This window comes from Streptomyces sp. NPDC021012, from assembly GCF_044333355.1.
In the GTDB taxonomy this organism is placed as follows: Bacteria; Actinomycetota; Actinomycetes; order Streptomycetales; family Streptomycetaceae; genus Streptomyces.
The window spans coordinates 495,917-508,684 of record NZ_JBIRQU010000002.1 but is presented as its reverse complement, the minus strand read 5'-3'; the positions used below and the strand labels follow the sequence as shown (position 1 = coordinate 508,684).

Annotated in this window: 14 protein-coding genes; 10 read left to right on the top strand and 4 right to left on the bottom strand. The window is 73.8% G+C overall.

Annotated features, from left to right (window positions below; genetic code table 11):
- Positions 1–15 precede the first annotated feature (15 nt).
- The 10 genes from ACH4TP_RS07670 to ruvB all read left to right on the top strand — a co-directional run bounded on the left by ACH4TP_RS07670 (position 16) and on the right by ruvB (position 8,894).
- Entirely contained in the window at positions 16–201 is a 186-nt protein-coding gene (locus ACH4TP_RS07670) for a hypothetical protein (protein ID WP_398436363.1), read from the top strand.
- Positions 198–1,481 (top strand): MFS transporter, encoded by a 1,284-nt coding sequence (locus ACH4TP_RS07665; protein WP_398436361.1) that lies wholly within the window; start codon positions 198–200, stop codon positions 1,479–1,481. Before ACH4TP_RS07670 ends, ACH4TP_RS07665 begins: the two co-directional genes overlap by 4 nt.
- A gap of 145 nt (positions 1,482–1,626) precedes the next feature.
- The gene (locus ACH4TP_RS07660) at positions 1,627–2,232 is read left to right on the top strand and encodes a hypothetical protein (protein WP_398436359.1); all 606 of its coding nucleotides are present in this window, start codon (positions 1,627–1,629) and stop codon (positions 2,230–2,232) included.
- A gap of 66 nt (positions 2,233–2,298) precedes the next feature.
- A complete protein-coding gene (locus ACH4TP_RS07655) occupies positions 2,299–3,219 on the top strand; it encodes a RecB family exonuclease (protein WP_398436358.1) in 921 nt (306 codons plus the stop codon).
- A 222-nt stretch (positions 3,220–3,441) separates the two neighbouring features.
- Entirely contained in the window at positions 3,442–4,434 is a 993-nt protein-coding gene (locus tag ACH4TP_RS07650) for an ATP-binding protein (protein ID WP_398436356.1), read from the top strand.
- On the top strand, positions 4,431–4,946 hold the full coding sequence (locus tag ACH4TP_RS07645) for a hypothetical protein (RefSeq protein ID WP_398179455.1): 516 nt from the start codon (positions 4,431–4,433) through the stop codon (positions 4,944–4,946). The genes ACH4TP_RS07650 and ACH4TP_RS07645 overlap by 4 nt, the downstream gene beginning before the upstream one ends.
- Positions 4,943–5,806: a hypothetical protein gene (locus ACH4TP_RS07640; RefSeq protein ID WP_398436354.1), complete on the top strand. Its 864-nt coding sequence runs from the start codon at positions 4,943–4,945 to the stop codon at positions 5,804–5,806. Before ACH4TP_RS07645 ends, ACH4TP_RS07640 begins: the two co-directional genes overlap by 4 nt.
- Complete coding sequence (ssb, locus tag ACH4TP_RS07635; RefSeq protein WP_389237179.1) at positions 5,796–6,299, top strand: single-stranded DNA-binding protein; 504 nt, start codon at positions 5,796–5,798, stop codon at positions 6,297–6,299. Before ACH4TP_RS07640 ends, ssb begins: the two co-directional genes overlap by 11 nt.
- Positions 6,300–6,360: 61 nt before the next feature.
- Positions 6,361–7,572, top strand: a complete 1,212-nt coding sequence (gene recA / locus ACH4TP_RS07630; RefSeq protein ID WP_398436352.1) for a recombinase RecA — start codon at positions 6,361–6,363, stop codon at positions 7,570–7,572.
- A 44-nt stretch (positions 7,573–7,616) separates the two neighbouring features.
- Positions 7,617–8,894, top strand: coding sequence for a Holliday junction branch migration DNA helicase RuvB (ruvB, locus tag ACH4TP_RS07625; RefSeq protein ID WP_398436350.1), 1,278 nt, complete (start codon positions 7,617–7,619; stop codon positions 8,892–8,894).
- Here the strand turns inward: ruvB and ACH4TP_RS07620 are convergent.
- The 4 genes from ACH4TP_RS07620 to ACH4TP_RS07605 all read right to left on the bottom strand — a co-directional run bounded on the left by ACH4TP_RS07620 (position 8,857) and on the right by ACH4TP_RS07605 (position 12,752).
- The gene (locus ACH4TP_RS07620) at positions 8,857–10,209 is read right to left on the bottom strand and encodes a rhodanese-like domain-containing protein (protein WP_398436348.1); all 1,353 of its coding nucleotides are present in this window, start codon (positions 10,207–10,209) and stop codon (positions 8,857–8,859) included. The genes ruvB and ACH4TP_RS07620 overlap by 38 nt on opposite strands.
- A 17-nt stretch (positions 10,210–10,226) precedes the next feature.
- Positions 10,227–11,372 carry a molybdopterin-dependent oxidoreductase gene (locus ACH4TP_RS07615; RefSeq protein ID WP_398436346.1) on the bottom strand — a complete coding sequence of 382 codons (1,146 nt, stop codon included), beginning with the start codon at positions 11,370–11,372 and terminating at the stop codon, positions 10,227–10,229.
- 211 nt (positions 11,373–11,583) lie between these two features.
- Positions 11,584–11,820 (bottom strand): hypothetical protein, encoded by a 237-nt coding sequence (locus ACH4TP_RS07610; protein ID WP_389237169.1) that lies wholly within the window; start codon positions 11,818–11,820, stop codon positions 11,584–11,586.
- A 191-nt stretch (positions 11,821–12,011) separates the two neighbouring features.
- A complete protein-coding gene (locus ACH4TP_RS07605) occupies positions 12,012–12,752 on the bottom strand; it encodes an SDR family oxidoreductase (RefSeq protein WP_398436344.1) in 741 nt (246 codons plus the stop codon).
- Between the last annotated feature and the right edge of the window lie 16 nt (positions 12,753–12,768).

Genomic DNA, 12,768 nt, shown 5'->3' with positions numbered 1-12,768 from the left:
GGATTACTGTAATGGATGTCGGACGGTGACGCCTCCCGCCCGCCCCTTCTGCTCGTGAAGGACGACAGCACGATGGGATTCCCCGAAGAACACCCGATTCCGCCGGCCGACGAAGGACCCGGCGACAGCGCCCGCCCCGTCGACCCGGGCGACGGCCGCGGTGAGCGGCTCGTCCGGGGCGCGGAGGGCACCCGCCCGTGAAGACCGCCCACGTCCCGACCGCACCGGCACAGGCCGCCGGCCGTCCGGTACGCCTCGGCCTGCGCGAGAACCGGCTCCAGTTCACGCTGCTGGTCGTCGTCAACGTCTGCGTCGGCGGACTGGTCGGCCTGGAACGCACCACCGTCCCGCTCATCGGCTCCGAGACGTTCGGTCTGACCAGCGACCTGGCCGTCTTCTCCTTCATCATCGCCTTCGGTCTCACCAAGGCGTTCACCAACCTCGCCGCCGGGGCACTGACCTCCCGCTTCCGCCGCAAGCAACTCCTCGTGGCGGGCTGGCTGATCGGCGTCCCCGTCCCCTTCGCGCTCGCGTACGCACCGTCGTGGGGCTGGATCGTCGCCGCCAACGTCCTGCTCGGCCTGAACCAGGGCCTGACCTGGTCGATGACCGTCAACATGAAGATCGACCTCGTCGGCCCCTCGCGGCGCGGCCTCGCCACAGGACTGAACGAGGCCGCCGGCTACACCGCCGTCGGCGTCACCGCCCTGCTCACCGGCTACCTCGCCACCAGCCACGGCCTGCGTCCGACCCCCGAGCTCATCGGCGTCGTCTTCGTCGTGGCGGGTCTCGCCCTGGCCCTCGTGGTCCGCGACACCGCCGCCCACGTCGCCCTCGAACTCGCCCACCACACCGAGCCCCTGCCCACCGGCGAGGACACGGGCCTGAAGGCCGCCTTCGCCCGCACCTCCTGGCGCGACCGCTCCCTGCGCGGCGCCAGTCAGGCAGGCCTGGTGAACAACCTCAACGACGGTCTCACCTGGGGCGTCTTCCCCCTCCTGTTCACCGACCACGGCCTCGGCCTCGCCGCCGTCGGCCTGATCAAGGGCCTGTACCCGATCCTGTGGGGCCTCGGGCAGATCCCCACCGGTCATCTCGCCGACCGCATCGGCCGCAAACCGCTGATCGTCCACGGGATGCTCGTCCAGGCCGGCGGTTTCGTCATCGCCCTCGCGCTGCTGGACCGGCCCCTGCTCGCCGGCGTCCTCTCCGCCGTCGCACTCGGCCTCGGCACGGCCATGGTCTATCCGGCCCTCATCGCCTCCGTCTCCGACCACGCCCACCCCGCCTGGCGTGCCAACGCCCTCGGCGCGTACCGCTTCTGGCGCGACATCGGCTACGCCGTCGGCGCCCTCGTCGCCGGCCTCCTCGCCGACCTCCTCGGCCTGAACGCCACCGTCATCGCCGCCGCCCTCCTCACCGCCGCCTCCGGCCTCCTCGCCGCCCACTGGATCACCGAGCACCGGTCCGGCCCCGGCTGAACCCCCCGGCCCGCCCGCCTCACGCCTCGTTCGCCCGAACGGTCCGTCCGCGTTGCTCCCGGCCGCGCGGGCGTCTCGGATGGGAGTGGTGAGGACGAGACCGCCGTCCCGGCGGGCGTCGGCCCGATGAACAGGAGCGCACCCCATGTACGTTCGCACCATCTACGCCATCGGTGATCCCGCCAGGATCGACGCGTGTGTGGACGCACTCCGCGAGGAGGCCCCCAGGGCGTTGGCCGGCCAGCCCGGATACCGGGGCTTCGCCCTGTTCGTCGACCGCGAGCTCGGCAAGGTCCTCACGGGTTCCTGGTGGGAGGGCGAGCGGGCGATGCGGGACAGCGACGACCAGCTCAAGGAGCGGCGCGCGACGATGCTGGCGCCGTTCGCGAACACCGTGACGGTCGACGGCTGGGAGGCGGCGGTGTTCGCTTCTCCCGCGCAGGTCGGAGCCGGCGCGGGCTTCCGCCTGACCCGGTTCGAGATCGACCCGTCCGGCGCCGACCTGCTGGTGGAGACGTTCCGGAACGCCACGCTGCCCAAGCTGCAGGCCATCGAGGGCTTCGAGACCGCGGCGATGCTCCTCGACCGGACCAGGGGCCGGGGCAGCGTGGGTGTGGTCTACGCCGATCAGGCCGCGCTGGCGGCCTCCCGCGGCAAGCAGTCGGCGGCCCGCGGCGAAGCGGTCACGAAGACCGGGGTGGCCATCTGCGGCCTTGAGGAGTTCGAGGTGGTCACGCTCGAACGCCGGTAGGCCGTCCACGGGGGAGCGGGTGTCGGAGTACGGCGCGGCGCCGGCCTCCGGCGTAAGGTCGGGAGCGTGCGGCCGATCGACACATCCGGCGCACCGGCCCCGCCCGCAGCACCCCGGCCCGCCGCGCCGCCGTCGTCGCTGTCGCCTTCGCGGGCGGGCGACTTCATGCGGTGTCCGCTGCTCTACCGGCTCCGGGTGATCGACCGGCTGCCGGAGAAGCCGAACGCGGCGGCGACCCGGGGCATCCTGGTGCACGCGGTGCTGGAGCGGCTCTTCGACCTCCCGGCGGCGGAGCGCACGGCCGCCAGGGCCCGGGCCATGGTGACGGGCGAGTGGGAGCGGCTGCTGGCGGCGCGGCCGGAGCTCGCGGAGCTGTTCGAGCGGGACGGGGACGGGGCGCCCGCCCCGGAACGGGTCGCGGAGTGGCTGGCCACGGCGGAGCAGCTGGTCGAGCGGTGGTTCACCCTGGAGGATCCGACCCGGCTGGAGCCCGCGGAGCGGGAGCTGTCCGTCAGGACCACGCTGGACTCCGGGCTGAGGCTGCGCGGGATCATCGACCGGGTGGACGTGGCGCCGACCGGCGAGGTGCGGATCGTCGACTACAAGACCGGCCGGGCGCCCCCGCCCGCGTACGCGGCGGACGCGCTGTTCCAGCTGAAGTTCTACGCCCTGGTGCTGTGGCGGCTGCGCGGCACCGTGCCACGCGGTCTGCGGCTGGTCTACCTGGGCAGCGGGGACGTGCTCACCGACGACCTGACGGAGGCCGATCTGCGGGCAGTGGAGCGCAAGCTGCTGGCGCTGTGGGACGCGATCGGGCGGGCGACGCGGACGGGCGACTGGCCCCCGAGCCCGAGCCGACTGTGCGACTGGTGCCCCCATCGGGCGCTGTGCCCGGCCTGGGGCGGCACCCCGCCGCCCTATCCCCTGACCGTCGCCGCGGACCCGGCCGCGGGGGAGGGCGAGCGCCCGGCCGACGGCGCCGGCTGAGACCGGAGGCGCCCGACACCCGCATGCGTGCGGGAGGGCATTATACGCTTCTCTGCTGACATTTCCTCCCTTTCTGGATTTTTCTCACCAAAAAGGGTGGATTGTTCCCCCTTGGGTACCTAGGCTGGATACAGGTAGTAATTCGAATACACATTCGATACGAGGGCGGTCGTGCGGGGCACGTCCTGCCGGAACCGCCATCGCAGACGCCAGGAGAACGGCGTGAACCTCACCTTCACCCCCGCCACCAAGGAACAGGCCAAGGCCCGCATCGCGCTCGCCGGCCCCACCGGGTCGGGCAAGACCTACACCGCCCTGGTCACCGCCACCGGACTCGGCGAGCGGGTGGCCCTGATCGACACCGAGCACGGCAGCGCCGCCAAGTACGCCGACGAGTTCGCCTTCGACACCCTCCCGCTGACGACGTTCCAGCCCACCACCCTCGTCGACGCGCTCGCGGTGGCCGCCCACGACGGCTACGACGTCATGATCGTCGATTCCCTGAGCCACTTCTGGTCCGGCACCGGCGGGATGCTGGAGCAGGTCGACAACGCGGCCAAGCGCCTCGGATCGGGCGGCAGCTTCGCCGGCTGGAAGGAGGCCCGCCCCCAGGAGCGGGCGATGATCGACGCCCTGCTCGCCTACCCCGGCCACCTCATCGTCACCATGCGCACCAAGACCGAGTACGTGGTGGAGGCCGACGAGCGCGGCCGCAAGGTGCCGCGCAAGATCGGGCTCAAGCCCGAGCAGCGGGAGGGCATCGAGTACGAATTCGACATCGTCGGCGATCTCGACCACGAGAACACCCTGGTGATCTCCAAGTCCCGGGCGAAGCCGCTGTCGGGGACGGTGCTCCACGCGCCGGGCCCGGAGTTCGCCGAGGCCGTCCTCAGCTGGCTGGAGGCCGGCAAGCCCACCCTCTCCGTCTCCGACTACGTCACGGCGGCCACCGCGCCGGGCGCGGGCCACGAGGAGCTGCGCGCCCTGTACGAGGAGGCCCGCCGGCACAACCTGCTCGGCGCCGCCGTCCTGGACGACGCCGGGGAGACCTGCACCCTCGGCCAGCTGATAGTGCGCCACGGCACCGCGGCGGCCAGGAACAGGGTCGCCGAGGACGTCCAGTCCGGGGCCGGAGCCAAGCGGGAGAACGGGACCGAGCGGGAGAACGGGACCGAGCGGAAGAACGGGAACGAGCGGAAGGGCGCGTCCGCATGAGCCTGAAGGAGCACGCCACCCGGGTCGCCGTCCTCCGGGTGCTGCGCGACGCCGTCGACACCGAGTACCGGACCGAACGCCACGAGGTCCTCGAAGGGCTGCGTGCCGCCCGCGCCGAGCTGAACCTGAAGTCGGTCCGGGTGACCCTGCCGGACGACACGCCGATCGCCACCCTCACCCTCGTCGACCCCGGGCCGACGGTCGTGGTCGCCGACGAGGAGGCCTTCACCGCCTGGGTGGCCGACAACCACCCCGGCGAGGTGGAGACGCTGGTCCGGGTGCACCCCGGCTGGCAGCGGCAGTTCCTCGCCCGGCTGACCTGCCTCGACCCGGTCGCCGACCCGTACACCGGCGAGGCGATCCCGGGGCTGGGCGTGCTGTCCTCCTCCGAACCGCGGTCGTTCAGCCTGCGCCCCCTGCCTGGCGGACGGGAACGGATCGCCCGCGCCTGGCGCACCGGCATGCTCGACCTGAGCCGTCTGCTCCCCCTCGGGGGCGGTGAGGACCCATGACCGCCGTCACCGCCCACTCCGACCGGGACACCCTCGGCACGGTGTGGTTCCTGGTCTCCCGGGCCGGTCACCTCGATTGCGGCCGTTGGACGCTCGAGGACGACAAGCGGCTGCGGTGCGCCTGCGGGGCCGTCCTGTACGTGTACCGGCAGCCGGTGGAGGCGGGGGGAGGCGGCGCGCCGGCGCCGGCCGGGACGTCCCCCCGCGGAAGGGAAGAACGCATGCTGCCGGCCGAGACGGCCGAACTCGTCGCCCTCGTCGCGGCGATGTGCCCGTCGATGCACCTGGAGGACACCACGACGGACGCCTGGCACCTGCTGCTCGCCGACCTGGACGTCGCCGATGTACGGGCGGCCGTGACCAGACTGGGCAGGCAGCGGTCCCGTATCGCAGCCTCCGACATCCGCGCCGAGGTACGGGCGATCCGGGAGGAGCGGCTCGCCCGCAACCCGCTGCCGCTCCCGGACAGCGACCCCGACGACCCCCGCCGTTATCGCGCGGAACTCCTCGAACTGGTGACCGCGATCGCCTCGGGGCGGCGGACCCCGGGGCGGCGAGCCGAGCGCGTACCCGCCGCCCCGGGCGGCCCGCCCTCCCACCTCACCGGCCCGGAGCACGACCCGCGCGTCCGCGTCCTCCGCGTGCCCTGTCCCTGGTGCGGGGCCGCCGCGGGCCGTCCCTGCGTCGTCCCCGGGCTCGGCATCCCGCTGAGGAGGGCCCCCGCCCACCGGGCACGGCTCCTCGCCGCCGGGCTCCCCGAACCCCCGCCGAGGCAGGAGCACGAGGCCACCCGTCGAACTCGCACAGGCACGGGTGAGGAATCCCCCGTCGCACGAGAGGAAAGCCACCATGGTCGGTGAAACCGTCATCACCGTCGTCGGCAACCTGACCGACGACCCCGAGCTGCGCCTCACCCCGTCCGGCGACACGGTCGCGCACTTCACCGTCGCGTCCACACCCCGCACCTTCGACCGGCAGAGCAACGAATGGCGGGACGCCGAGACGATGTTCCTGCGCTGCTCGGTCTGGCGGCAGGAGGCGGAGCACGCCGCCGAGTCCCTGACCCGCGGCACCCGCGTCATCGTCCAGGGACGGCTGCGCCAGCGGACGTACGAGACCCGGGAGGGCGAGAAGCGGACCGTCATCGAGCTGGAGGCCGACGAGATCGGCCCGTCGCTGCGGTTCGTCTCCGCGACGATCACCAAGCCCCCGCACACCGGCGTCCCCGCCGGTTCCCGCGGCGGCACCCGTCCTTCCGCCGAGGACCCGTTCACCCGGCCCGACGGCGACGAGCGGCCGGTCCCCGCCGGGGACGGACGACACGCCCCCCGCGAGGAGACGCACCCCTTCTGACGGGCCGGCGCACCCGTGCGCCGGCCGCGACCCCACACCGCACCCATCCGAGGCGGACCCCATGAAGGAACAGGACCGCGAGGAAGCGCTCGAAATCGCCCTCGCCCAGATCGAAAAACGATTCGGCACGGGCTCGGTGATGCGTCTGGGGGACGAGCCGGAGGTCCCCGTCGAGGTCATCCCCACCGGCTCGATCGCCCTGGACCTCGCCCTCGGCGTCGGCGGCCTGCCGCGCGGCCGCGTGGTGGAGATCTACGGCCCGGAGTCCTCCGGCAAGACGACCCTGGCCCTGCACGCCATGGCCAACGCGCAGAAGGCGGGCGGGACCGCGGCGTTCATCGACGCCGAGTACGGCCTCGACCTCGACTACGCCAGGAGGCTCGGCGTCGACACCGACGCCCTGCTGGTCTGCCAGCCGGACAACGGCGAACAGGCCCTGCAGATCGCCGACACCTTCATCCACTCCGGCGCCCTGGACCTCATCGTCGTCGACTCCGTCGCCGCGCTGGTGCCGCGCGCGGAGATCGAGGGCGAGATGGGCGACCCGCACGTCGGCCTGCAGGCCCGGCTGATGAGCCAGGCGCTCCGGAAGATCGCCGGCGCGCTGGGCCACGCCGGAACCACGCTGATCTTCATCAACCAGCTGCGCGAGAAGATCGGCGTGATGTTCGGCTCGCCGGAGACCACCCCCGGCGGCCGGGCGCTGAAGTTCTACGCCTCGGTACGGCTCGACATCCGCCGCATCGAGACCCTCAAGGACGGCACCGAACCGGTCGGCAACCGCACCCGCGTCAAAGTGGCCAAGAACAAGGTCGCCCCGCCGTTCAGGCAGGCCGAGTTCGACATCCTCTACGGCCGGGGCATCAGCCGCGAGGGCGAGCTGATCGACCTGGGCGTCCAGCAGGGCCTCGTCCGCAGGTCCGGCACCTGGTACACGTACGAGGGCGACCGGCTCGGCCAGGGCAAGGAGAACGCCCGCAACTTCCTGAAGGACAACCCCGACCTCGCCGCCGAGATCGAGAAGAAGGCCAGGGAGAAGCTGGGCATCGGGACGAAGCCGGAGGCCCCGGCGGCGGAGCCCCGGGCGGGCACGGCGAACCGAGCGGCCGCACCCGGCGGCACCGCGCCGTTCGACCTGGCCGCGACCGGTCGGCGCCTCACCGGGTCGACCCCGCCGGCCCCGACCGGTCGGCGCCCCACCGGGTCGACCCCGCCGACCGCGAGCGGCCCGGCCCCCCGCGTCCTCCTCGACGGCACCCCGGCCGAGCCGTGAAGACCAGCCCGCCGCTCCCTCACCCCGGCGCGAGGCGGACGCCGGTGGACCGGGGCGGCACCGTGTTCCCCGGCACCGCCCCGCCCAGGGACGCCCCGCCCAGGGACGAGGCGCCGGCCCCGGGCAGGACCGCCCTCGGCCGGACCGTCGCCGCGGAGCGGGCCCACCCGCCGGTCGCGGCCCCCGCCAACGGCGAGGACCGGGCCACCGAGGCGGCGTTGCGCCCCAAGGACCTGGACGGGTTCATCGGCCAGGAACGGGTCCGTGAGCAGCTCGACCTCGTCCTCAGGGCCGCGCGGCAGCGGAGCGCCACCGCCGACCACGTGCTGCTCTCCGGGGCCCCGGGACTCGGCAAGACCACCCTGGCGATGATCATCGCCGCGGAGATGGGAGCCCCGCTGCGCATGACCTCCGGCCCCGCCATCCAGCACCCCGGGGACCTGGCTGCGGTCCTGGCCTCGCTCACCGGGGGCGAGGTCCTCTTCCTCGACGAGATCCACCGCATGTCCCGGCCCGCCGAGGAGATGCTCTACCTGGCGATGGAGGACTTCCGCGTCGACATCGTCGTCGGCACCGGCATCGACGCGACCGCCATGTCCCTCGAACTGCCCCCGTTCACCCTCGTCGGCGCCACCGTCCGGGCCGGCATGCTGCTCCCGCCGCTGCGCGACCGCTTCGGCTTCACCGGGCACATGGAGTTCTACGAGCCGGCCGAACTGGAGCGCGTCATCCACCGCTCCGCCCGGCTGATGGAGGTGGAGATCGAGCCCGCGGGCGCCGCCGAGATCGCCGGCCGCTCCCGCGGCACGCCCCGCATCGCCAACCGCCTGCTGCGCCGGGTACGGGACTACGCCCAGGTCACCGCGGACGGAGTGGTCACCCGCGAGATCGCCTCCGCGGCCCTGGGGGTCTACGAGGTCGACGGCCGGGGCCTGGACCGCCTGGACCAGGCCGTGCTGCACGCCCTGCTGAAGCTGTTCGGCGGCGGACCGGTGGGCCTGGCCACCCTCGCGGTCGCCGTGGGAGAGGAGCGGGAGACGGTGGAGGAGGTCGCCGAGCCGTTCCTGGTCCGGGAGGGGCTGCTGGCCCGGACGCCCCGGGGGCGGGTCGCGACACCCGCCGCCTGGGCCCACCTCGGGCTCCTACCGCCGCCCGGACCGTCCTGGACCGCATCCCCGGCACCCCACCGGAACGGCGATTCCGCACAGGACGGCCCGCCCGGAGCCCGCACCGGACCGACCGCCTCCCCGGCCGCCCCCCGGCCCCCGTCTGCGCCCTTCCCCGTCACGCAGGTGCCGTCAGGTCCCCCACACCACCCCTGACCACCGCCGTCACGGAGATGCCCGCCCGGTCGAGGAGGCTCGCCGCGAGGGCGGCCCGGCGCCCGCTCCCGCAGACCGTCCATATCTCGCGGTCCCGGGGCATCTCGCCGAGTCGCCCGGGCAGTTCGGCGAGCGGCACGGCGAGCGTGCCGGGAATCCCGCCCTCGGGGCGCTCCGGGCGTACGTCGAGCACCCGCCTCCCGGCGACGCGCCCGGCCAGCTCGGACGCGTCCGCGGTGCGGAAGGCCCGCAGCGGGCGGCCGGCGGCGGCCCAGGCGTCCGTACCGCCCGCCAGATACCCCGCGACGTTCTCGTACCCGATCCGCAGCAGCTGGAGCACCGCCTCGGCGGCCGCCTCCCCGGCGGGTTCCGGCAGCACGAGCACCAGGCGCGTACCGAACGGCACGACCTCGCCGACCAGGCTCGCGAAGCGGTCGTCCAGCTCGTCGCAGAGCGAGCCGGGCAGATGGGCGGCGGCGAACGTTCCGCGCTCGCGACCGTCGACGATCTGCGCGCCGCCCCCGGCCAGGCCCTCCACCGCGGCCGGCGTGAGCGGCCGGAGCACGGGCGGGCCGCCGAGCACGTCCGGCCCGGACCGGTTGATCCCCGCCATGTACCGGTAGTAGGCGGGGTACGGCGGCAGGTCCGTCATGCGCCCGCTGACGAACTCCTCCTCGTCCCGGGTGGTCAGCGCGGGGTTGGCGCGCCGCTCGGCGCCCATGACGGTCGTCCTGGCCCCCGCCACCGGGCCGGCCGCGCAGGAGCTCCCCGCTCCGTGCGTCGGCAGCACCCGCGTGGCGTCCGGCAGCAGCGCCAGCCGTCGGAGCGAACGGAACTGCGCCCGGGCGAGCTCCTCCGTGCGGTCCTTCCCGGACAGGTCGGTGCGGCCGGCCTGGCCGACGAGGAGGCTGCCTCCGGTGAAGACGGCCGTCGGCGGCTGCCGCGTGTCGTCGAAGACGAGGTACGAGGTGTGCTCCGCGGTGTGCCCGGGCGTCTCCATCGCCCGTACGGTCACGTCGCCGAAGACGATCTCGTCCTCCTCCGCCAGCCCCAGGTGAGCGAACGCGTACGCGGCGCGGGCAGGGCCCGCCACCGTGGCGCCGGTCGCCGCACGGACCTCCAGAGCACCGGAGACGTAGTCGTTGTGCACGTGCGTCTCCAGGACGTACCGGATCCGTACGCCCCTGGAGGCGCAGGACTCCATCAGCCCCCAGCTGTCCCGCTGCGGGTCGACCAGCGCGGCCTCGTCGCCGCTGACGAGGAGGTAACTGGTGTCACCGAGCGGCACGGTCGTCATGATCTCGATCTCGCTCATGCCGTCTCCCGGGGCCCTCACACGACGACCACCCCGACGGACGCCACGGGGTTGCAGCCGTAACCCCCGGCGTTCCACGGCGCCCGGGCCGGCTGGGTGTCGCCGTGCCCGTCGGTCGCGCGGGCCAGCAGCCGGTACGGGCCGGGCCGGCGGGGCGTCCACCGGTACGACCAGCCGGTCCAGGCATAGGGCCCGGACGGCGGCTCCAGGACGGCCTCGTGCCACTCCTCGTCGCCGACCCCGCCGTCGCCGGAAGGGCCTTCGCCCCCGAGGCCGTCCTCACCGCCGGCACCGTCCACGTCCTCGTACGCGGCCCGTACCTCGACCCGCCGCACGGGAACCCCGTCGCCCGACCAGGCCCGGCCCCGCACCAGGGTCTCGTGGCCTCGGCGGACCGCCGCGTCGGGTTCGGGGGCGGTGATGAAGGACTTGACCCGGAGGGTCGTCACGGGCCCGTCGGGGGTGCCGCGCGACGCGCGGTAGACGTACTCCTCGGCCTGGAAGACCCCGGCGAAGGGCTCCCTCACGGCCCGCGCCTCGACCAGCCACTTCACGTCGGCGACCGCGTACCGCCCGGGGACCACCAGCCGGACCGGCGCCCCGTGCTCGGGCGCGAGCGGCTCGCCGTTCATGTGGGTGGCGAGCAGGGTGTCCGGGTGGAGGGCCACGGCGAGCGGGAGGCTCCGCTCGAAGACCGCCCGGCGGCCGTGCACGGTGCCGGAGTCGGCTCCGGCGAAGACGATCTCCGCGGCCGCCCGGTCGATCCGGGCCAGGGCGGCGAGCCGCTGGAAGGGCACCCCCGCGAAGCGCGCGCATCCGACGGCCCGCTGCCCCCAGGGCAGCCCCGGCGGCCGGGGCGACATCTGACCGCGACCGTTCCCCGCGCATTCCACGACGACGTCGAACTCCCGGCGCTCCATCGTCAGCAGCTCGTCGTAGCCGATGTCGAACGGCTCGGCCACGGCTCCACGGAGCCGCAGCCGCCACCGACGGGGTGCCGTCCGCGGGATGCCGAAGTGGTCGCGTACGAAGAGGGCGCCCACGGGGGTGACGGGCTCGGCGAGCGCGGCCCACGGGGTCTGGGCGTTGTACGGATCGGCCGTGACCGTCTCGGGTGCCCAGACCGTCGCACCGGGCCCGCGGAGTATGGGCCATGTGGTCACGGCGCCCCCTTCCGTCGGGCTCCTGCCGGGCACGACGCGGGTCGCTTCCAGTTTACGTCCGGGCCCCGGTTCCCGAGAGCCTTCCCATGACGTCCGGGAGGGGGGCGGTCGGGTGCGCGCCGGTCCACAGCCCGGCCGACGGACCGCCGGCCGGGCGGCCGAAGCCGCCGGGTTCCCCCGGCACCGTCCCCCGGCCCTACCCCTACGGCGATCACAGCCAGCCGGCCCAGCCGAAAGCGAGGAGGTAGGCGCGCGTGACCGCGGCCCGCCCGCGGCGCCCGCCACCGACCACCAGGATCAGGGCGGCGGTGAACCAGAACACGACCGCTCCACCGACGACCAGGGCCCACACGGCGCCGCCGACGGCGGCGAACAAGGCCACGACGAGGATCGCCAGGGCGAGCCCGGCATGTGCGCCGCCGACACTCACACGGAGCATCTCGCGCACGACCCGACGGTCCTCCGCGAGAACCCGCTCATACGCGTTCAACTCCCGCCCTGGACCGCCCTGTTCCTCCACGCCCCGCCCCACAAGCCCCCCTCGCCACAGCTCGGCCGAGCCGAGTCCGACATTCGTGTGGACGCACCGGCCCGCCACGACGTTGCCTCTCAGCGGCTTTCGCAACACGGCTCACGGTCTCACCAGGGAATCGGCCCGTCCTCGGCCAGGAAGGCGCCCGTCGGGCCGTCCTCGCCCGCAGTCGCCAGGTCGACCGCGACGGCCGCGCCCTCCTCCGCCGTGCGCATCCCGCTGTGGCGGTTGAGGTCGGTCGCGCAGTAGCCGGGGCTCACCGCGTTGACCAGGATCCCTTCGGCGCGCAGTTCCTCGGCGTAGAGCACGGTGATCGCGTTCAGCGCGCTCTTCGAGGTGCAGTAGGGGAGGAGGACCGAGGAGTAGGCGGACCACGGACTGCCAGGGTCGGCCAGGTGGGTGAGGGAGCCGAGTTCGCTGGACATGTTGACGATGCGTGCGGCGGAGGAGCGGCGGAGCAGGGGGAGCATGGCGTGGGTCACCGCGATGACGCCGAACACGTTGGTCTCGTAGACCTGCCGGACGGTGGCGGCGGGGGTTTCACTCGGCTTCTGCTGTCCGGTGGCGATCGCGGCGTTGTTGACCAGGATGTCGAGGCGGCCGAACGTGGCGTCGATGTGCTTGGCTGCGGCCTGGACCGAGAACTCGTCGGTGACGTCCAGCGGTACGAACCGCACGTCGGCACCGTCGGCGCGAAGCTCCTCGGCCGCCGCCTCGCCGCGCTCGGCGTCGCGGGCGCCGATCAGCACGGTGATGCCGAGGGCCGCGAGCCCGCGCGCCGTTTCCTTGCCGATGCCCTTGTTCGCGCCGGTGATCAGAGCGGTCTTCTGCGAAGTCGAAGTCGTCATGGCACCCAGCCTCCCC